The sequence below is a fragment of the Weissella uvarum genome (assembly GCF_016908785.1).
Taxonomy (GTDB): Bacteria; Bacillota; Bacilli; order Lactobacillales; family Lactobacillaceae; genus Weissella; species Weissella uvarum.
On sequence record NZ_JAFBEO010000001.1, the window covers coordinates 296607 to 313938 of the forward strand.

The 17332-nt window shown below is 42.9% G+C and carries 31 protein-coding genes; 3 read left to right on the top strand and 28 right to left on the bottom strand.

Annotated features, from left to right (window positions below; all coding sequences use genetic code 11):
• The first annotated feature begins 11 nt into the window (after nt 1–11).
• Together JOC36_RS01440 and JOC36_RS01445 are read left to right on the top strand one after the other, a co-directional pair.
• Entirely contained in the window at nt 12–1061 is a 1050-nt protein-coding gene (locus JOC36_RS01440) for a methionine ABC transporter ATP-binding protein (RefSeq protein ID WP_205144727.1), read from the top strand.
• Nucleotide 1062: 1 nt separating this feature from the next.
• Nucleotides 1063–1758 (top strand): methionine ABC transporter permease, encoded by a 696-nt coding sequence (locus JOC36_RS01445; protein ID WP_205144728.1) that lies wholly within the window; start codon nt 1063–1065, stop codon nt 1756–1758.
• Between the two features lie 460 nt (nt 1759–2218).
• On the opposite strand, the gene rplQ is transcribed toward JOC36_RS01445, so the two are convergent.
• The 28 genes from rplQ to rpsJ all read right to left on the bottom strand — a co-directional run bounded on the left by rplQ (nt 2219) and on the right by rpsJ (nt 15862).
• A complete protein-coding gene (rplQ, locus tag JOC36_RS01450) occupies nt 2219–2605 on the bottom strand; it encodes a 50S ribosomal protein L17 (RefSeq protein ID WP_205144729.1) in 387 nt (128 codons plus the stop codon).
• A gap of 39 nt (nt 2606–2644) precedes the next feature.
• Nucleotides 2645–3589 carry a DNA-directed RNA polymerase subunit alpha gene (locus tag JOC36_RS01455; protein WP_205144730.1) on the bottom strand — a complete coding sequence of 315 codons (945 nt, stop codon included), beginning with the start codon at nt 3587–3589 and terminating at the stop codon, nt 2645–2647.
• Between the two features lie 52 nt (nt 3590–3641).
• Nucleotides 3642–4028 carry a 30S ribosomal protein S11 gene (gene rpsK, locus JOC36_RS01460; protein WP_205144731.1) on the bottom strand — a complete coding sequence of 129 codons (387 nt, stop codon included), beginning with the start codon at nt 4026–4028 and terminating at the stop codon, nt 3642–3644.
• A 31-nt stretch (nt 4029–4059) separates the two neighbouring features.
• On the bottom strand, nt 4060–4425 hold the full coding sequence (gene rpsM, locus JOC36_RS01465; protein ID WP_205144732.1) for a 30S ribosomal protein S13: 366 nt from the start codon (nt 4423–4425) through the stop codon (nt 4060–4062).
• Between the two features lie 42 nt (nt 4426–4467).
• A complete protein-coding gene (gene rpmJ, locus JOC36_RS01470) occupies nt 4468–4587 on the bottom strand; it encodes a 50S ribosomal protein L36 (protein WP_205144733.1) in 120 nt (39 codons plus the stop codon).
• A gap of 33 nt (nt 4588–4620) precedes the next feature.
• Nucleotides 4621–4839, bottom strand: a complete 219-nt coding sequence (gene infA, locus JOC36_RS01475) for a translation initiation factor IF-1 (protein WP_057745217.1) — start codon at nt 4837–4839, stop codon at nt 4621–4623.
• Between the two features lie 87 nt (nt 4840–4926).
• Nucleotides 4927–5493: an adenylate kinase gene (locus JOC36_RS01480; RefSeq protein ID WP_205144734.1), complete on the bottom strand. Its 567-nt coding sequence runs from the start codon at nt 5491–5493 to the stop codon at nt 4927–4929.
• On the bottom strand, nt 5490–6797 hold the full coding sequence (gene secY / locus JOC36_RS01485) for a preprotein translocase subunit SecY (protein WP_205144735.1): 1308 nt from the start codon (nt 6795–6797) through the stop codon (nt 5490–5492). Before secY ends, JOC36_RS01480 begins: the two co-directional genes overlap by 4 nt.
• Nucleotides 6797–7231, bottom strand: coding sequence for a 50S ribosomal protein L15 (gene rplO, locus JOC36_RS01490; protein ID WP_205144736.1), 435 nt, complete (start codon nt 7229–7231; stop codon nt 6797–6799). The genes secY and rplO overlap by 1 nt, the downstream gene beginning before the upstream one ends.
• 33 nt (nt 7232–7264) lie before the next feature.
• Nucleotides 7265–7450: a 50S ribosomal protein L30 gene (gene rpmD / locus JOC36_RS01495; RefSeq protein WP_022791519.1), complete on the bottom strand. Its 186-nt coding sequence runs from the start codon at nt 7448–7450 to the stop codon at nt 7265–7267.
• 11 nt (nt 7451–7461) lie between these two features.
• Entirely contained in the window at nt 7462–7965 is a 504-nt protein-coding gene (gene rpsE / locus JOC36_RS01500; protein ID WP_205144737.1) for a 30S ribosomal protein S5, read from the bottom strand.
• Between the two features lie 16 nt (nt 7966–7981).
• Nucleotides 7982–8338: a 50S ribosomal protein L18 gene (rplR, locus tag JOC36_RS01505; RefSeq protein WP_205144738.1), complete on the bottom strand. Its 357-nt coding sequence runs from the start codon at nt 8336–8338 to the stop codon at nt 7982–7984.
• A 91-nt stretch (nt 8339–8429) separates the two neighbouring features.
• Entirely contained in the window at nt 8430–8966 is a 537-nt protein-coding gene (gene rplF, locus JOC36_RS01510; RefSeq protein WP_205144739.1) for a 50S ribosomal protein L6, read from the bottom strand.
• A gap of 31 nt (nt 8967–8997) precedes the next feature.
• Entirely contained in the window at nt 8998–9396 is a 399-nt protein-coding gene (gene rpsH / locus JOC36_RS01515) for a 30S ribosomal protein S8 (RefSeq protein ID WP_205144740.1), read from the bottom strand.
• 44 nt (nt 9397–9440) lie between these two features.
• Entirely contained in the window at nt 9441–9983 is a 543-nt protein-coding gene (gene rplE, locus JOC36_RS01520) for a 50S ribosomal protein L5 (protein WP_205144741.1), read from the bottom strand.
• A gap of 29 nt (nt 9984–10012) precedes the next feature.
• Complete coding sequence (gene rplX / locus JOC36_RS01525) at nt 10013–10321, bottom strand: 50S ribosomal protein L24 (RefSeq protein WP_205144742.1); 309 nt, start codon at nt 10319–10321, stop codon at nt 10013–10015.
• Between the two features lie 33 nt (nt 10322–10354).
• Nucleotides 10355–10723, bottom strand: a complete 369-nt coding sequence (rplN, locus tag JOC36_RS01530) for a 50S ribosomal protein L14 (protein WP_205144743.1) — start codon at nt 10721–10723, stop codon at nt 10355–10357.
• A gap of 44 nt (nt 10724–10767) precedes the next feature.
• On the bottom strand, nt 10768–11034 hold the full coding sequence (gene rpsQ, locus JOC36_RS01535; RefSeq protein ID WP_057745184.1) for a 30S ribosomal protein S17: 267 nt from the start codon (nt 11032–11034) through the stop codon (nt 10768–10770).
• Between the two features lie 19 nt (nt 11035–11053).
• Nucleotides 11054–11260 carry a 50S ribosomal protein L29 gene (gene rpmC / locus JOC36_RS01540; protein ID WP_205144744.1) on the bottom strand — a complete coding sequence of 69 codons (207 nt, stop codon included), beginning with the start codon at nt 11258–11260 and terminating at the stop codon, nt 11054–11056.
• Nucleotides 11260–11679, bottom strand: coding sequence for a 50S ribosomal protein L16 (rplP, locus tag JOC36_RS01545; protein ID WP_205144745.1), 420 nt, complete (start codon nt 11677–11679; stop codon nt 11260–11262). Before rplP ends, rpmC begins: the two co-directional genes overlap by 1 nt.
• 3 nt (nt 11680–11682) lie before the next feature.
• Nucleotides 11683–12348 (bottom strand): 30S ribosomal protein S3, encoded by a 666-nt coding sequence (gene rpsC / locus JOC36_RS01550; protein WP_205144746.1) that lies wholly within the window; start codon nt 12346–12348, stop codon nt 11683–11685.
• 13 nt (nt 12349–12361) lie between these two features.
• On the bottom strand, nt 12362–12709 hold the full coding sequence (gene rplV / locus JOC36_RS01555) for a 50S ribosomal protein L22 (protein WP_205144747.1): 348 nt from the start codon (nt 12707–12709) through the stop codon (nt 12362–12364).
• Nucleotides 12710–12725: 16 nt separating this feature from the next.
• Nucleotides 12726–13007, bottom strand: coding sequence for a 30S ribosomal protein S19 (gene rpsS, locus JOC36_RS01560; RefSeq protein ID WP_205144748.1), 282 nt, complete (start codon nt 13005–13007; stop codon nt 12726–12728).
• Nucleotides 13008–13061: 54 nt separating this feature from the next.
• Nucleotides 13062–13895 (bottom strand): 50S ribosomal protein L2, encoded by an 834-nt coding sequence (gene rplB / locus JOC36_RS01565; protein ID WP_205144749.1) that lies wholly within the window; start codon nt 13893–13895, stop codon nt 13062–13064.
• Nucleotides 13896–13911: 16 nt separating this feature from the next.
• Entirely contained in the window at nt 13912–14199 is a 288-nt protein-coding gene (rplW, locus tag JOC36_RS01570; RefSeq protein ID WP_205144750.1) for a 50S ribosomal protein L23, read from the bottom strand.
• Nucleotides 14199–14822: a 50S ribosomal protein L4 gene (gene rplD, locus JOC36_RS01575; RefSeq protein ID WP_205144751.1), complete on the bottom strand. Its 624-nt coding sequence runs from the start codon at nt 14820–14822 to the stop codon at nt 14199–14201. Before rplD ends, rplW begins: the two co-directional genes overlap by 1 nt.
• A gap of 24 nt (nt 14823–14846) precedes the next feature.
• The gene (gene rplC / locus JOC36_RS01580; protein WP_205144752.1) at nt 14847–15473 is read right to left on the bottom strand and encodes a 50S ribosomal protein L3; all 627 of its coding nucleotides are present in this window, start codon (nt 15471–15473) and stop codon (nt 14847–14849) included.
• A gap of 80 nt (nt 15474–15553) precedes the next feature.
• On the bottom strand, nt 15554–15862 hold the full coding sequence (gene rpsJ, locus JOC36_RS01585) for a 30S ribosomal protein S10 (RefSeq protein ID WP_205144753.1): 309 nt from the start codon (nt 15860–15862) through the stop codon (nt 15554–15556).
• A 459-nt stretch (nt 15863–16321) separates the two neighbouring features.
• Here rpsJ and JOC36_RS01590 point away from each other — a divergent pair, with 459 nt between their 5' ends.
• The gene (locus JOC36_RS01590; RefSeq protein ID WP_205144754.1) at nt 16322–17323 is read left to right on the top strand and encodes a polyprenyl synthetase family protein; all 1002 of its coding nucleotides are present in this window, start codon (nt 16322–16324) and stop codon (nt 17321–17323) included.
• Nucleotides 17324–17332 lie beyond the last annotated feature (9 nt).

The following is a 17332-nucleotide window of genomic DNA, read 5'->3' on the forward strand; positions in this document are numbered from 1 at the left end:
AGGAGACTACTATGGCAGTTATTGAATTAAAAGATATCAATGTGTCTTTCAAACAAAAAGACAAAACTATCGTTGCGGTACAAAATGAAAGTTTAACGGTTGAGAAAGGCGATATTTATGGAATCGTCGGTTACTCTGGTGCCGGTAAATCAACGTTAGTTCGAACAATTAATTTACTACAAAAGCCAACACAAGGATCAGTTAAGGTCAATGGCGTTGATATGGAAAGCCTTTCAGAAGATGAATTACGTGATAGTCGTAAGAAAATCGGCATGATTTTCCAACATTTCAACTTAATGGATGAGTTAACAGTATTTGATAACATTGCCCAACCATTGAAGCACAGTAAGTTATCAAAGAAAGACAAGCATGCTAAGATCAACCATTTGTTGGACTTGGTAGGCTTGGCTGATCGCAGTTCTAACTACCCCTCACAACTTTCTGGTGGTCAAAAGCAACGAGTCGCAATTGCCCGAGCTTTGGCAAACGACCCTGAAATTTTGATTTCCGATGAAGCAACTTCTGCTTTAGACCCTAAGACCACGGTCCAAATTCTTGAAATTTTGAAGCATTTGAATGAAGAATTAGGTTTAACAATTGTTTTGATTACTCACGAGATGCAAGCCATCAAAGAAATTGCGAATAAAGTGGCGGTTATGGAAGATGGCCGGATTATCGAGCGTGGTACCCTACTTGAAATCTTCACCAATCCACAACAACAATTGACTAAAGACTTCATTAATACGGCCACAAATCGTGATGAAGCCCTTGTTAAGGTGCGTGAATTACTTGCAACGCAACCACTTAGTGCTGATGAGCGTCTCGTCCAAATTAACTACGTGGGAAATGATACAGCCCAACCACTACTATCAACAATCTATGCTGATTACGGCGTAACAACCAACATTCTATATTCTAATATGGAAATTTTAACGCAAACACCGGTTGGCTTAGCCATTGCGGTCTTCAAGGGTGAAGACCAAGGTATCAATACAGCAATTACCAGTTTGATTGATCATGGTGTACAAGTAACTGAACTCGACCCAAAGGAGGTAAATTAATATGTTAAATTGGATTGAAACAAATCTCCCTGGCGTTTATTCACTTGGTTGGGGCGGCGATTCTGGCTGGGGTACCGCTATTGGCCAAACCCTTTATATGACTCTTGGTGCCGCTTTCTTTGGTGGCATAATTGGATTGGCTTTCGGGATTGGATTGGTCATGACTGATGAAAAAGGAATTACACCTAATCGCATCCTTTTCCAAATTCTCGACAAAGTTGTTTCTGTTGGCCGTGCGATTCCATTCATCATCATGGTCGTTATTTTCTCACCTCTAACGCAATTCATTGTTGGCTCGACCATTGGGGCCACCGCAGCTTTGGTGCCATTGTCATTAGGTGTCTTCCCCTTTTACGCTCGTCAAGTTCAAGTCGCCTTATCAAGCGTTTCAGAAGGTAAGGTTGAAGCAGCTCGAGCCTTTGGTGCTAGTGATTCAGACATTATCTTTGACGTTTATCTTCGTGAAGGCCGTTCAGAGTTGATTCGTGTTTCAACGGTTACTATGATTAGTTTGGTGGGACTAACTGCCATGGCCGGTGCGATTGGTGCTGGCGGTCTTGGAACTACTGCCATTGTGACTGGTTACCAACGCTTCCAAAACGATGTGATGTGGGTAGCAACCATCTTAATTTTGCTCTTCATTGTGTTGATTCAATTTATTGGAGATATGCTTGCACGTCACTACAGCCATCATTAATAAGCTAAATAAAAAAGGAGCTATCTACTATGGATAGCTCCTTTTTTATGCTGATAACTTTATCTATCGGCCTTAGCTGATACCCTTTCTACATCAGAGACCAAATTGAATCAAATAACCTGATCAGTCACTAAACTACTTCATGTTTCAGTCAATCCTTATCACACCGCACCAAAGCATAATGATACGAAATTAATCAGATTCCATGCATCAAACCCAACTAGCGCATTAGTCTCCTACCTAGTCCACTGTCATGATCACAACCGCCACATGCTAATAGCATGACACATCTAAGGCTTCAAAATACCTATGTATACAAAAAAACCTCACACATCAGAGAGCGCGATGTTAAACACCATTCAACCTAGACTTGGTAAAAATACCATCATCGTAACGGTTTATACTCAAAGATATGAGAGATTCCATTGTTAATTATAACTAATTAACTAATAAACAAATATTAGTCAACCAATTCCAAGATGACCATTGGTGCAGCGTCTCCACGACGTTGGTCCAACTTTAAGATACGAGTGTAACCACCCGCACGGCCTTCAAAGCGTGGTGCAACATTGTCAAACAAGTATTGCACTGCGTCTTGAATCTTAACCTTGTCATCTTCGGTCGTTTGTACGTCAGCAACGACGTTACGCAAGTAAGCAGCGGCCTTACGACGAGAGTTCAAGTCACCACGCTTACCAAGTGTAATCATCTTATCTGCTGTACGACGAACTTCCTTCGCGCGAGCTTCAGTCGTTTCAATACGACCATTAATCAACAATGAAGTTGTTAAGTCACGCAACATAGCTTTACGTTGTGAGCTAGTACGTCCCAACTTACGGTATCCCATGAGTGTATCCTCCTTTTCTTGGAATTCTATTTATTTAATTTAATCTTCCTTGCGGAATCCCAAACCAAGCGCTTCGAGCTTGTCTTGGATTTCGTCAAGTGATTTACGTCCCAAATTGCGAACAGTCATCATTTGAGCTTCTGTACGATCAGTTAACTCTTGAATAGTGTTGATTCCGGCACGCTTTAGGCAGTTATATGAACGAACCGACAAGTCCAATTCTTCAATTGGCACTTCAGCATGCTTGCTGGTTGTCGCTTCTTCCTTATCTACCATAACTTGTGTTTCAACAGCACGTTCTGAAAGTTCAACGAATGGTGCCAAGTGATCAGAAAGAACACGTGCAGCAAGAGAAATAGCTTCTGTTGCTGTAAGTGAACCATCAGTCCAGATGTCCATTGTCAACTTATCAAAGTCATTACGTTGACCCACACGAGTTTCCTCAACTTGATAATTTACGCGTTCGATTGGGGTAAAGATTGAATCAATTGCTAGAACACCAATTGGCGTATCCTCATGCAATTCCTTATTCTGGTCACCAGAAACATAACCACGACCACGAACAGCAGTCACAGTCATATGCAAAGTAGCACCAGCAGCAACAGTTGCAATGTATTGATCCTTATTTAGAACCTCAACATCAGCATCACCAACTAAATCGCCGGCTGTGACTGTTGCAGGTCCATTAACATTTACTTCGAGCGTCTTCTCATCATCACTATCGATACGCATTGAAACCTTTTTAAGGTTCAAGATGATTTGCGTTACGTCTTCAACAACCCCTTCGACTGTTGAAAACTCATGCAAAACGCCATCAATTTGTACTGAGTTGATTGCCGCACCGGGCAATGAAGACAACAATACACGGCGTAGGGAGTTACCCAAAGTAGTTCCGTAACCACGTTCAAGCGGCTCAACCACAAACTTACCGTAATTACTATCCTCTTCAACCAGTGTAATCTTTGGGTTTTCGAATTCAAGCATACTGTTTGTTACCCCTTTCAAAGCATTGTGCGCTAACTAGTTGCACTAACAATTAGACACGACGACGCTTTGGTGGGCGTGAACCGTTGTGTGGCACTGGAGTAACATCTTTAATTGCTGTTACTTCCAAACCAGCAGCGGCCAACGCACGAATAGCTGACTCACGTCCTGAACCAGGACCCTTGACAGTTACTTCAACAGTCTTCATGCCACTTTCCATAGCTGCCTTTGCAGCGGCTTCAGCTGCCATTTGCGCAGCAAATGGCGTTGACTTACGGCTACCCTTGAATCCAAGAGCACCAGCTGATGACCATGATACTGCATTACCTTGAACGTCAGTAATCATGACAATCGTGTTGTTGAATGTTGCGTGAATGTGAGCTACACCACTTTCAATATTCTTCTTTACACGACGCTTACGATTTGTACGACCTGCCATAATCAAGTGATCTCCTTTCTGACAAATTTAATTACTTCTTCTTACCTGCAATTGAAACAGCTGGGCCTTTACGAGTACGTGCATTGTTCTTCGTATGTTGTCCGCGAACAGGCAAGTTACGACGATGACGTAGACCACGGTATGATCCAATTTCCTTTAGGTTCTTAATGTTCATTGAGACTTCACGACGCAAGTCACCTTCCACCTTGATACCGTCTACGACGGCACGGATGGCGTCTTCTTGGTCGGGAGTCAAGTCACGAACACGAACGTCTTCAGAAACACCAGCTTCAGAAAGAATTTTTTCTGCAGTAGTATTACCGATTCCGTATACATATGTTAATGCAATCACGATACGCTTATCGCGAGGCAAATCAACACCAGCAATACGAGCCATTACGATTACCTCCTATATAGTTTATTTGTTTCAAGAATGCAATTAAGCACCTTGACGTTGCTTGTGCTTTGGGTTTGCAGAGCAAATCACCGTAACACGACCGTTACGCTTAATCACTTTACAGTGATCGCACATAGGCTTTACAGATGGACGAACCTTCATAATATTTACCTCCCTTGGATTTTTGATCGTCAATTATTTAATATAACGATACGTAATACGACCCTTAGTCAAATCATATGGCGACATTTCTACCGTCACACGATCACCTGGCAAGATACGAATAAAGTTCTTTCGAATCTTACCTGACACGTGAGCTAAGATTGTCGCCCCGTTTTCCAATTCAACGGTAAACATGGCATTAGGCATAGTCTCTTTTACAATGCCTGAAATTTCAATAACATCTTTGGCCACGTTGCTGCCTCCTTAGTGTGACATTGGAGAACGTAACACGTTATTATATCACAGTGAATCCAATGAATTCAATATGATAATTTCGAATTACGCTTCCAAGTTATCCAATACTGCTTCAACATCGGTGAACACATCATCTAATGGTTGATCACCTTCGACTTTGTGTAAGACACCCTTTTCCGCATAAAAATCAGCAATAGGTTCTGTCAACTCACCATTGACGTTCAAACGATTTTGGATGACCTCTGGAGTATCATCAGCCCGACCACGAGCCATCATTCGTTGAACTAGAACATCGTTATCAGCAGTGAAGTACAAGACCGCATCAATTTTGCGACCTTGCTCCGCTAACATTTGTTCTAAAGCTTCAGCTTGTTCAATGTTACGTGGATAACCATCAAGGATGAATCCATTCTTTGTATCATCTTGAGCTAACCGTTCTTTTACGATACCGTTTGTAACCTCATCAGGAACAAGATTACCAGCATCCATATAAGACTTTGCTTTCATACCAAGTTCTGTTTCGTTTGCCATAGCTTCACGGAACATATCCCCAGTACTAATATGTGGCAAGTTGTAAGTTTCAACAATCTTTGCAGCTTGAGTACCCTTACCTACGCCAGGTAAACCTAGCAATACGATATTCTTGCTCATTTTGCTTTGACTCCTTCTTGAATAAAACCAACATACTGACGCTTCATTAATAGACCTTCCAACTGACGAATCAAATCAATTGCAACACCGATAACGATCAAGATTGATGTACCAGACATAGCAAGTTGACTATCTAAGCCAAAGGCATAGGTCGCTAGGATAGGGGCCAAAGCCACAAATCCTAAGAATAGTGCTCCAACAACTGACAAACGCATCAAAAGTCCAGATAACCAGCTTTCGGTTGCCTTACCAGGCCGAACACCCACGATATAACTGCCTTGCTTTTGCAAGTTTTCCGCCACCTTTTCAGGGTTAACCTGAACAAAAGCGTAGAAGAACGTAAACAAAACAATTAATGCGGTATATAGCAATCCACCTTGTACAGTATTCATATCAAGGAATTGCATCACCGTTGTATACCAAGCTGAATCGCCAAACTTAGTGGCAAACAATTGCAAAATTGTTTGCGGGGTCACCAATAATGACGATGCAAAAATCACAGGAATCACACCAGCAACATTGACCTTCAAAGGTAGATAAGACGTATTACCAGAACCCTTCGCTTGTCGCGTATATTGCATTGGGATCTTACGAATCGCTTGGTTAAACCAAGTAATAAACGCAACCACAACCAAAAATAGGATGAGGACCCCAATCATAAATGCCCAACCTCGCGCTTGGTCGGCACTCACAATGACATGTTCTCTGAACAACTTATATACAGAAGCTGGCACTCTTGCGATAATACCAGCGAAAATCAACATTGAGACACCCTGCCCAAGTCCGTGATTTGTAATCATGTCCCCAAGCCAAACAGCAAACATCGTCCCACCGGTTAGAATAAACCCGATTAGGAGGTATGTTTGCGTGTTGGGGGTGCTAACAAGATTCACTTGACTTAGTTGATTAAACCCAGCAGTAATTCCAATTGATTGGATGAATGCTAGGACAATCGTCAAATAGCGGGTCACCTGGTTCAGCTTTCGCCGACCAACTTCACCTTGTTTTGACCATTCAACAAAACGTGGCACAATATCCATCTGAAGGAGCTGTACCACGATTTGTGCAGTAACGTATGGTGAGACTCCCATTGCGAACAATGAATAATTTGTAAGACCACCACCGCTAAACATATTCAAAATGCTGCCGAGTCCAGAAGATGCAACGTCTTGTAGGGCTAACGGATTGATTCCAGGAATCGTAATCTGTGCACCTATTCTGTATACAATCAATATCGCTAAAGTAAAGAACAACTTACTACGGATGTCCTTTTCCTTAAGTGATTGGAACACGGTTTTTAGCATTAAATCACCTCAGTTTTACCACCGGCAGCTTCAATTGCTGAAACTGCTGCAGCTGAGAACTTATTAGCCTTAACAGTCAAAGACTTGTCTAGTTGACCATTAGCTAAGATCTTAATGCCGTTCAATTCGTTCTTAACGATTCCTGATTCAACCAACAATGCTGGTGTAACTTCAGTTCCGTTATCGAACTTGTTCAACGCGTCAAGGTTTACGACAGCGTAATCCTTGCGGTTGATGTTAGTAAATCCACGCTTTGGCTTAAGACGGAACAAAGGCATTTGTCCACCTTCAAAGCCCATACGTACCTTACCACGAGCCTTTTGACCTTTTTGACCACGACCTGCGGTCTTACCATTTCCTGAAGACAAACCACGTCCAACACGGTTGCGAACGTGACGTGAACCTTCAGATACTTGGAGTTCATTAAGCTTCATTAGGGTTGTACCTCCTTCAAAGCAATCTATTAGCTACTTAACTACTTCAACAGTAATTAGGTGAGCAATCTTAAATAGTGCACCACGCGTTGCTGCGTTGTCAGGCAATACGACTGATGAGTTCACCTTGTTCAAACCAAGTGACTTAACAATCGCGCGCTGATTTGGCTTACGGTGAGCAGCACTCTTAACAAGTGTAACCTTTACTTGATCGGTCATTTTCTGCCTCCTTAATCTGCCAAGTGCTCAAGTGAGACCTGACGCATTTCAGCAACTTCTTCAGCGTTCTTCAAAGACTTAATTGCTTCAAAAGTTGCGCGAACAACGTTAATTGGGGTAGCTGAACCAAGTGACTTAGCAGTCACATCGGCAACTCCAGCCAAATCCATGATGGCACGTGAAGCACCACCGGCAGCTACTCCAGAACCTTCAGCAGCGGGCTTAAGCAAAACACGTCCACCACTGTAAACACCTAGAGCATCATGAGGAAGGGTCGTACCAACCATTGGGACAGCAACCAAGTTGCGCTTTGCGTCGTCAACAGCCTTACGGATAGCTTCTGGCACTTCTTGTGCCTTACCAGTTCCGAAACCAACGTGTCCGTTGTGGTCACCAACAACTACAAGAGCTGCGAAACGTAGACGACGTCCACCCTTAACAACCTTAGTAACACGGTTGATGGCTACAACATTTTCTTCAAGCTCTCCGAGCGTTTTTGGATCGATATAAGCCATTTTGTTTCCTCCTTCCCTAGAACTTCAAGCCAGCTTCACGAGCTGCTTCAGCCAATGCTTGCACACGACCATGGTACAAGTAACCACCACGATCAAATACAGCATCTTCAATGTTAGCAGCCTTGGCGCGTTCAGCAATCAAAGCACCAACTTTAGCAGCTTGTTCAGTCTTTGGCGCCTTCTCAATTGAGTTGTCCAAAGTTGAGGCACTAGCAAGCGTCACACCCGCTACGTCATCAATTAATTGCGCGTAGATGTTCTTGTTAGAACGGTAAACGTTCAAGCGTGGGCGCTCAGCAGTACCAGAAATCTTTCCACGAACACGTGTGTGTCGGTGTTGACGCACTTTGTTCTTGTCTGACTTCGTAATCATTGTTCGTAACCTCTTTTTTCAAATATTTGAAAGATATACCAAATAAGTAAATCTGGAAACGTTGTCATTCCAGCTAAACATGTTGTTTAGATTACTTACCAGTCTTACCTTCCTTTTGTGCAACGTATTCGTTTTCGTAACGGATACCCTTACCCTTATAAGGTTCTGGGGCACGTACTGAACGGATTTCAGCAGCGAAATCACCAACGTTTTGCTTGTTGATTCCACTAACGATGATTGTCAAAGTATCAGGTACTTCAACTTCTAAGCCTTCACGGTTTTCAAATTCAACGGGATGTGAATAACCAACGTTCAACACAAGCTTGTCTCCTTGCTTGGCTGCACGGTATCCAACACCAACTAGCTTCAAAGTCTTTTTGAAGCCATTTGTAACACCCTCAACCATGTTTGCAACATTGGCACGAGTGGTTCCGTGAAGTGCCTTGATACGACCTTCATCAGAAGGACGTGTGAAAGTAACTTCGTTACCTTCTACTGTGAATTGGATTTCGGGAGCGATTTCGCGTGAAAGCTCACCCTTTGGTCCCTTAACAGTAACAGTGTTTCCGTCACGTGTAATTTCTACACCTTCAGGCAACACAACTGTTTTATTACCAATACGACTCATGAGTAGACACCTCCTTGTTAGATTTTATTTATTACCAGACGTAAGCTAATACTTCGCCACCAATACCCTTGGTGCGCGCTTCTTTATCGGTGATAACACCTTCAGAAGTTGAGATGATTGCGATACCTAATCCGTTTAACACCTTAGGTACTTCGTCTGCCTTGACGTATGAACGTAGACCTGGCTTTGAAATACGCTTCAAACCAGAAATTACGCGAGTCTTATCAGAACCGTACTTAAGGAAGACACGGATGACACCTTGCTTGTCATCTTCGATGTATTCAACGTCGCGAACAAAGCCTTCGTTCTTCAAAATCTCGGCGATGTCCATCTTGATCTTTGATGCAGGTACTTCTACTGAATCGTGACGAACCATGTTCGCATTACGAATGCGAGTCAAAAAGTCTGCAATTGGGTCAGTCATTGACATTGATGTTTGCCTCCTATTATTAATTACTGTAAATCAGTTAAAGATTACTTTGAGAAAGGCATACCCATTTGAGTAAGCAATTCACGTGCTTCTTCGTCAGTGTTGGCAGTTGTAACAACAACAATGTCCAATCCACGAACGCGATTAACAGCATCGTAATCAATTTCTGGGAAAATAAGTTGTTCACGAATTCCCAACGTGTAGTTTCCACGACCATCAAAGGCCTTTGGTGAAACTCCACGGAAGTCACGAACACGTGGCAATGAAACGTTGATTAACTTATCCAAAAAGTCATACATACGCTCACCACGCAAAGTAACCTTAGTACCGATTGCCATACCCTCACGCAAACGGAAGCCAGCGATTGACTTCTTGGCGCGAGTGATAACTGGCTTTTGACCAGCAATCAATTCTAGTTCGGCAACAGCTTCATCCAAGTTCTTTGAGTTTGAGACAGCGTCACCAACACCCATGTTCAAAACGATCTTTTCGATTTTTGGAGCTTGCATGATTGATGAGTAATCAAACTTTTCCACTAATGAAGGTGTTACTTCGTTAGTGTACTTTTCCTTTAAACGACTTGCCATGATAATGATTTCCTCCTTTCACCTAAATATTAAGCTAAAGTCTTTCCAGACTTCTTAGCGAAACGTACCTTCTTACCATCTTCAACCTTGTAACCAATCTTTGTTGGTTCGTTAGTAGAAGGGTCAAGCAATTGTACGTTTGAAACGTGGATAGGAGCTTCTTGCTCGATAATTCCACCTTGTGGATATTGGTTATTTGGCTTTTGATGCTTCTTAACCATGTTGACACCTTCAACAACAACGCGGTCTTGGTCGGCCAATGTCTTAACAATTGATCCTTCCATGCCCTTGTTCTTTCCGGCGATAACCTTAACCTTGTCACCAGTCTTCACAAACATGCGAGGCTTCCTCCTTAGATTTAATGATGGTAATTACAATACTTCAGGTGCCAATGACACAATACGCATGTAATCATTGTCACGCAATTCACGCGCAACAGGTCCGAAGATACGAGTACCTACAGGACTCTTGTCATCTTTAACGATAACAGCGGCATTTTCATCAAAGTTGATGTATGAACCATCAGCACGATGAATTGATGATACAGTACGAACGATAACGGCCTTAACGACGTCACCCTTCTTTACAGTTCCACCAGGAATTGCTTGCTTTACAGTTGCAACGATCATGTCGCCGACACCAGCAAACTTGCGGCCTGAACCACCCAAAACCTTGATAGTCAAAATTTCGCGGGCACCAGAATTGTCAGCAACCTTTAAACGACTCTCTTGTTGAATCACGATTTTATCCTCCTTCCGTTATTGGTTAGATTCGAGATTAACGATTAGATAATAACGGCCTTCTCGACGATTTCTACCAAACGGAAGCGCTTTGTAGCTGACGTTGGACGCGTCTCCATGATGCGTACGATGTCACCTTCTTTAGCTTCGTTGTTCTCATCGTGAGCCTTAAACTTCTTCGTGTACTTAACACGCTTACCATAAACTGGGTGGTTCTTGTAAGTTTCAATGGCAACAGTAATTGTCTTATCCATCTTATCTGAAACCACGCGTCCTTGATAAACTTTACGTGCGTTACGATCTTCAGTCATACCGGTCTCCTCTCTTAGTCTACTTGTTTAATTCTTCTTGACGAATCGCAGTCTTGATACGAGCAATTTGCTTGCGCACTTCAGACAATCGAGCCGTGTTCTCAAGTTGACCAGTAGCTAATTGGAAACGCAAGTTAAACAACTCTTCCTTGTAGCTCTTTTCCTTGGCAACCAACTCAGCTTGGCTGAGACCCTTGATTTCTTCTTGTAAGTCCTTAGTCTTCATTATTCACCCTCCGTTTGGCGAGTCAAAATCTTAGTTCTGACAGGCAACTTGTTAGATGCGAGACGCAAGGCTTCGCGGGCAACATCTTCAGCAACGCCACCAACTTCGAACATTACTGTACCGCGCTTGACTGGGGCAACCCAACCTTCGGGAGTACCCTTTCCGTTACCCATACGAACACCGACACCCTTAGAAGTGTATGACAAGTGTGGATAAATCTTAATCCAAACCTTACCACCACGCTTCATGTAACGTGTCATGGCAATACGAGCCGCCTCGATTTGACGATTTGTAATCCAATGTGAGTCAAGGGCTTGTAGTCCAAACTCACCAAATGTTACTGTCTTACCACCCTTAGCTTCACCACGCATGTGGCCACGATGTGGACGACGATACTTAACACGCTTTGGAACTAGCATTTGTTACTCGCCTCCTTGCTTCTTTGACTTCTTCTCTGGCAAAACATCACCACGGTAAATCCAAGTTTTAATACCTAGTTGACCGTATGTTGTTGCTGCTTCATCCCATGAGTAATCAATGTCTGCACGCAATGTGTGCAAAGGCACTGTACCCTCAGTATATTGTTCAACACGAGCAATATCTGCACCGTTCAAACGTCCAGAAACTTGTACCTTGATACCCTTGGCACCGGCACGCATTGCACGTTGGATAGCTCCACGCATAGTACGACGGAATGCCACACGGCGTTCCAAGTCGCCAGCGATTTGTGAACCTACCAAGTGGGCGTCCAAATCAGGCTTTTTAATCTCAATGATGTTGATGTGTACGCGTTCACCCTTTGCCACCATCTTTGACAATTCGCTACGCAATGCATCAACTTCTGATCCACCTTTACCAATAACCATACCTGGCTTAGCAGTGTGGATTGAGATGTTAACACGGTTAGCAGTACGTTCAATTTCGATACGTGAAACTGATGCATCCGCCAACTTAGTCTCGATATACTTACGCAATGCAAGGTCTTCATGCAAGTTATCTGCATAATTCTTCTTGTCTGCGTACCATTTAGCATCCCAGTCGCGAATGACTCCGACACGGAAACCGGTTGGGTTAATCTTTTGACCCATGACTCAATCCTCCTTACTTTTCTTTTACCACAATCGTGATGTGGCTTGTACGCTTGTTGATTGGTGAGGCAGAACCCTTAGCACGTGGACGGAAACGCTTTAGCGTTGGTCCTTCGTTTGCGTAAGCTTCTGCAACTACCAAATCTTCGCGATCTAGTGAAAAATTGTTCTCAGCGTTTGCAACTGCTGAGTTTAATACCTTATATACGTCTGCAGAAGAGTGATTTGGCATAAATTCCAAAATCGCAAATGCTTCTGCAACTGACTTTCCACGCACTTGGTCAAGCACTAAGCGGACCTTACGTGGAGCGACACGAACGATATTCGCTGTGGCGCGTGCTGACGTAACTTGTTCAGCCATTGTACTGTCCTCCTAATTACTTACGTTGCGTCTTTTTATCGTCTGCAGCGTGTCCACGGAATGTACGCGTTGGGACGAATTCACCTAACTTGTGACCAACCATATCTTCTTGAACCAAAACTGGTACGTGCTTTCGTCCGTCATAAACGGCGAAAGTTAATCCGATAAAGCTAGGGAAAATTGTTGAACGACGTGACCACGTCTTGATTACAGTTTGCTTATCTGATTCGTTGGCTTGTTCAACCTTCTTCATCAAACTGGCATCAGCAAATGGTCCTTTTTTCAGGCTACGACCCATTTTGAGTCCTCCTCTCGTTTGCTTATAAGTTGCTTAATATTCAAGATATTAAGACTACTTGCTCTTACGACCACGAACAATGAACTTAGATGATTGTGCGTTCTTGTTACGAGTCTTCTTACCAGCAGTCTTCTTACCCCATGGAGACAATGGAGATGGCATACCAACAGGAGCCTTACCTTCACCACCACCATGTGGGTGATCGTTAGGGTTCATTACAGATCCACGAACGTGTGGACGTTGACCCTTCCAACGACGACGTCCAGCCTTACCCCAATTGATCAATGAGTGTTGTTCGTTACCAACAACTCCAATTGTGGCACGGTTTTGTGCCAAGATCATACGTACTTCACCAGATTGCAGGCGAACCAATACGTACTTTCCTTCACGACCCAAAACTTGAGCTGATGCACCGGCTGAACGAACAAGTTGTCCACCCTTACCAGGCTTCAATTCAATATTGTGAATTTGAGTTCCGTCAGGAATAAGTGATAATGGCAATGCATTTCCGACCTTAAAGTCAGCATCAGGACCAGATTGAACAGTCATACCCACTTCTAATCCCTTTGGTGCCAAGATATATGACTTCACACCGTCTGTGTATTGCAACAAAGCAATGTTAGCTGAACGGTTTGGATCGTATTCGATCGCAACAACCTTAGCTGGAACATCATCTTTGGTACGCTTGAAGTCCACAACACGGTATTGGCGCTTATGTCCACCACCGCGATGGCGAACAGTCATGTGTCCGTAAGAATTACGAGCACCTGTGTTTGACTTTGATTCCAACAAGCTCTTTTCTGGCGTCGTCTTTGTAATTTCTGAAAAATCAGAACTCGTCATGTTACGACGACCATTAGAGGTTGGCTTATACTTCTTGATAGCCACGCTAAGTTCCTCCTAATTAGTTTTCGTTGAACAATTGAATGTCCTTAGAAGCTGCAGTCAACTTAACAGTTGCCTTCTTGCGCTTCTTAGTGTAACCAGTATAGCGTCCTTGACGCTTAAGCTTACCACGTACGTTTGCTGTATTGATCTTTTCAACCTTTACGTCGAAAATTTCTTCAATAGCGCGCTTGATTTGTGGCTTTGTGGCGCGAACATCAACTTCAAACGTGTAACGCTTTTCATCCAAAACGTTCATCGTTTGTTCAGTGATGACCGGGCGCAAAATGATATCGCGTGCGTCCATTATGCCAAAACCTCCTCAACTTGTGCCAAAGCTGATTGTACAACAACCAACTTATCATTGTTGATGACGTCAAGAACGTTAACACCCTTAGCAGTCATAACAGTCACGTTTTCTAAGTTACGTGCTGCCAAAGCTGCGTTTGTGTTGTTATCGTCCAAAACGACCAACGTCTTACCATCTACGTTTAAGTTATTCAAAACGTTCTTGAATTCCTTAGTCTTTGGCGCGTCAAATGACAATGCATCGACAACAACCAAATCTGAATCTTGAACCTTTTGTGATAACACTGACTTCAACGCCAAACGGTATGCCTTCTTAGGCATCTTGTAGGCATATGAACGTGGAGTAGGTCCGAAGACAATTCCACCACCACGCCATTGTGGTGAACGGATTGATCCTTGACGGGCACGTCCAGTTCCCTTTTGGCGCCATGGCTTCTTACCACCACCAGAAACAGCTGAACGATTCTTAACAGCATGAGTTCCTTGACGCATTGATGCACGTTGCATCAAAACAGCATCAGTAATAACGCTGTTATTAGGCTCAACGGCGAATACGGCGTCGTTTAATTCAACTTCACCGGCGTTTGAACCGTCTTGCTTCATTAAAGCAATCTTAGTCATGTTATATTCCTCCTTTCGTCCTTATTACTTAGCTTTGATTGAGTTCTTAACAGTAACAAGTGACTTGTTGGCACCAGGTACATTACCCTTGATCAAGATCACGTTGTTTTCAGTATCAACGCGAACGATTTGTAGGTTTTGAACAGTACGCTTGTGGTTACCCATGCGTCCAGGCAACTTCTTACCCTTGAACACACGATTGATAATGGCACCCATTGAACCTGGGCGACGGTGGTAACGAGAACCGTGAGCCATAGGTCCACGTCCTTGTCCATCCTTCTTAATGTTACCTTGGTAACCATGACCCTTTGTGATTCCAGTTACGTCAACAGCTTCACCTTCGGCAAAAATATCAACCTTAACTTCATCCCCAACATTGTATTCTCCCTCAGCGTCGCGGATTTCACGAATGTAGCGCTTAGGGGTCGTGTTTGCCTTAGCGGCGTGACCTTGCTCAGGTTTGTTGCTCAAAACGGCACGCTTGTCTTCCAAACCAAGTTGAATTGCGCTGTAACCATCGTTTTCCAAAGTCTTAACTTGGAGTACGACGTTTGGCGTTGCTTCAACCACAGTAACTGGAATAAGCTCACCATTCTCAGTGAATACCTGAGTCATGCCGACTTTGCGGCCTAAGATACCCTTAGTAGTCATGACTATCTCCTTTATAAATGTAATCTATTATTTTTGGTCAGTTAAATGCTTAACCAGGCAAAATGAGTTTGTAATGTTAATTACAACTTGATTTCAATATCAACACCACTTGGCAATTCAAGCTTTGACAAAGCATCAACTGTCTTTGAAGTTGGATTCATGATATCGATCAAACGCTTGTGTGTGCGCATTTCGAATTGTTCACGTGAATCCTTATTCTTATGTGGTGAACGTAACACCGTGTAAAGTGTACGTTCTGTAGGCAATGGAATTGGACCTGAAATTTCAGCACCAGTCCGGTTTGCCGTCTCAACAATCTTTTCTGCAGATGCGTCCAAGATTTCGTGCTCGTATGCCTTCAAACGGATACGAATCTTCTTATTTGCCATGATAAAAATTCTCCCTTCGTCCATATTGGAATATGAAACTAACTCCGTGGAAACTACCGACACCCCATCAAGATTCCATGGCCTGGATCTCGTGGCAATGCTGCCGGGTGTGTCGCAACCTCCCACATCATCGCTGTGTGTTTTTTAGACACTATTGTACTGGGTAAGTGCCCAGTCAATTAGCGTACTTGAATATAATACACAATATCAGCCTAAATAACAAGCTTTTTATCAGATAAATTCAAATCGTTTAACTAAAGTTGTTATCCGGTTTTTTCAAATTTATGATGATAGCGTTTCCTTACCAAATAAATTATATTCCTTTATATAGGAAGAAAAGTGATTTAATGTGAAACATTTCGAAATTTCACCTGACTTTTTATTTGTAATGGATTAAACTAGTATTTATGGCGAGTAAGCATAACAATATCACTTAGAACCAAAGGAGTTCGATTATCAATGCAAGATAATTCTATTCAACTAAACGCCATTTGGAATGATTTCCCATCTGTACAATCAGACCTACGGGAAGTACTAGATGTCATCCAAACTCATATCAATGCTAAAAATGCAGAAGTGCAAGACGCCTTGATTGAGATGATGACCACCGGCGGTAAATTATTAAGACCTGCATTAACGCTATTAATCGGGCAACTCACAACCAATAACCATGATGACCTTGTCCACTTAGCTGCGACCGTGGAAATGCTACATACTGCCACGTTAGTACATGATGACATTATTGATAGTTCATCCACTCGCCGACACCATCCTTCAATCCAAGCACGCTTTGGTCAGGATGTTGCTGTCTACGCGGGAGACTATCTTTTTTCAGCAACGTTTAGCACGTTAGCAAATCATACGCACGATTTAGAGACCGGACGAAAAGCAACCACCTATTTAGAACAAATTCTAAATGGGGAATTGATGCAACGCTCCCATTATTATCAATTAGACTTACCCATCGAGACCTATCTTGAACAAATTTCTGGTAAGACTGCGGCCTTGTTTGAATTAGCTGCACAATTAGGTCTATCAACCAATCAAGACAAGACCGAAGCAGATAAAGCACTCGAACCAAAAGCCATTGCCTTTGCTTACAATCTAGGTATGGCTTTCCAAATCTTAGATGATTTACTAGATTATCGTGATGATAGCGAAACATTAGGTAAGCCAACTTTGAATGACATGCGTGAGGGTATTTATTCAGCGCCATTAATTTTCGCCATTCAACGCAGTCCTCAAGTAAAAGACATTCTAAATCACCGTGAAAAAATCACAGATGCCGAAAGTCAAAAAGTAGCGGATCTTGTGCATACATCAGGCGCTTTTGATGAAGCAACTGAGTTAGCCGTTGATTACACTGATAAAGCATTAGATTTACTTGATCAGTTCCCAGAAGGACAATCTAAAGATATCTTAACTGATATTAGCGAGCGTCTGCTACATCGTAATGTATAAATTAAAAAG

What these genes read in the sequence shown, in the direction of transcription:
- JOC36_RS01440 (WP_205144727.1), top strand. Translation starts at nt 12, where the DNA reads ATGGCAGTTATTGAATTAAAAGATATCAATGTGTCTTTCAAACAAAAA.
- JOC36_RS01445 (WP_205144728.1), top strand. Translation starts at nt 1,063, where the DNA reads ATGTTAAATTGGATTGAAACAAATCTCCCTGGCGTTTATTCACTTGGT.
- rplQ (WP_205144729.1), bottom strand. Translation starts at nt 2,605, where the DNA reads ATGGGATACCGTAAGTTGGGACGTACTAGCTCACAACGTAAAGCTATG.
- JOC36_RS01455 (WP_205144730.1), bottom strand. Translation starts at nt 3,589, where the DNA reads ATGCTTGAATTCGAAAACCCAAAGATTACACTGGTTGAAGAGGATAGT.
- rpsK (WP_205144731.1), bottom strand. Translation starts at nt 4,028, where the DNA reads ATGGCAGGTCGTACAAATCGTAAGCGTCGTGTAAAGAAGAATATTGAA.
- rpsM (WP_205144732.1), bottom strand. Translation starts at nt 4,425, where the DNA reads ATGGCTCGTATTGCTGGTGTTGATTTGCCTCGCGATAAGCGTATCGTG.
- rpmJ (WP_205144733.1), bottom strand. Translation starts at nt 4,587, where the DNA reads ATGAAGGTTCGTCCATCTGTAAAGCCTATGTGCGATCACTGTAAAGTG.
- JOC36_RS01480 (WP_205144734.1), bottom strand. Translation starts at nt 5,493, where the DNA reads ATGAGCAAGAATATCGTATTGCTAGGTTTACCTGGCGTAGGTAAGGGT.
- secY (WP_205144735.1), bottom strand. Translation starts at nt 6,797, where the DNA reads ATGCTAAAAACCGTGTTCCAATCACTTAAGGAAAAGGACATCCGTAGT.
- rplO (WP_205144736.1), bottom strand. Translation starts at nt 7,231, where the DNA reads ATGAAGCTTAATGAACTCCAAGTATCTGAAGGTTCACGTCACGTTCGC.
- rpmD (WP_022791519.1), bottom strand. Translation starts at nt 7,450, where the DNA reads ATGACCGATCAAGTAAAGGTTACACTTGTTAAGAGTGCTGCTCACCGT.
- rpsE (WP_205144737.1), bottom strand. Translation starts at nt 7,965, where the DNA reads ATGGCTTATATCGATCCAAAAACGCTCGGAGAGCTTGAAGAAAATGTT.
- rplR (WP_205144738.1), bottom strand. Translation starts at nt 8,338, where the DNA reads ATGATTACGAAGTCAGACAAGAACAAAGTGCGTCAACACCGACACACA.
- rplF (WP_205144739.1), bottom strand. Translation starts at nt 8,966, where the DNA reads ATGAGTCGTATTGGTAATAAAACAGTTGTGTTGCCTGAAGGTGTAGAA.
- rpsH (WP_205144740.1), bottom strand. Translation starts at nt 9,396, where the DNA reads ATGTCAATGACTGACCCAATTGCAGACTTTTTGACTCGCATTCGTAAT.
- rplE (WP_205144741.1), bottom strand. Translation starts at nt 9,983, where the DNA reads ATGGCAAGTCGTTTAAAGGAAAAGTACACTAACGAAGTAACACCTTCA.
- rplX (WP_205144742.1), bottom strand. Translation starts at nt 10,321, where the DNA reads ATGTTTGTGAAGACTGGTGACAAGGTTAAGGTTATCGCCGGAAAGAAC.
- rpsQ (WP_057745184.1), bottom strand. Translation starts at nt 11,034, where the DNA reads ATGACTGAAGATCGTAACGCACGTAAAGTTTATCAAGGACGCGTGGTT.
- rpmC (WP_205144744.1), bottom strand. Translation starts at nt 11,260, where the DNA reads ATGAAGACTAAGGACTTACAAGAAGAAATCAAGGGTCTCAGCCAAGCT.
- rplP (WP_205144745.1), bottom strand. Translation starts at nt 11,679, where the DNA reads ATGCTAGTTCCAAAGCGTGTTAAGTATCGTCGTCCACATCGTGGCCAC.
- rpsC (WP_205144746.1), bottom strand. Translation starts at nt 12,348, where the DNA reads ATGGGTCAAAAGATTAACCCAACCGGTTTCCGTGTCGGAGTCATTCGC.
- rplV (WP_205144747.1), bottom strand. Translation starts at nt 12,709, where the DNA reads ATGGCTGAACAAGTTACGTCAGCACGCGCCACAGCGAATATCGTTCGT.
- rpsS (WP_205144748.1), bottom strand. Translation starts at nt 13,007, where the DNA reads ATGGGTCGTAGCCTGAAAAAAGGACCATTTGCTGATGCCAGTTTGATG.
- rplW (WP_205144750.1), bottom strand. Translation starts at nt 14,199, where the DNA reads ATGGACGCACGCGATATCATTTTGCGCCCGGTCATCACTGAACAAACG.
- rplD (WP_205144751.1), bottom strand. Translation starts at nt 14,822, where the DNA reads ATGACTAAGATTGCTTTAATGAAGCAAGACGGTTCAAACGCCGGTGAA.
- rplC (WP_205144752.1), bottom strand. Translation starts at nt 15,473, where the DNA reads ATGACTACTAAGGGTATCTTAGGCCGCAAAGTCGGCATGACTCAGGTA.
- rpsJ (WP_205144753.1), bottom strand. Translation starts at nt 15,862, where the DNA reads ATGGCAAATAAGAAGATTCGTATCCGTTTGAAGGCATACGAGCACGAA.
- JOC36_RS01590 (WP_205144754.1), top strand. Translation starts at nt 16,322, where the DNA reads ATGCAAGATAATTCTATTCAACTAAACGCCATTTGGAATGATTTCCCA.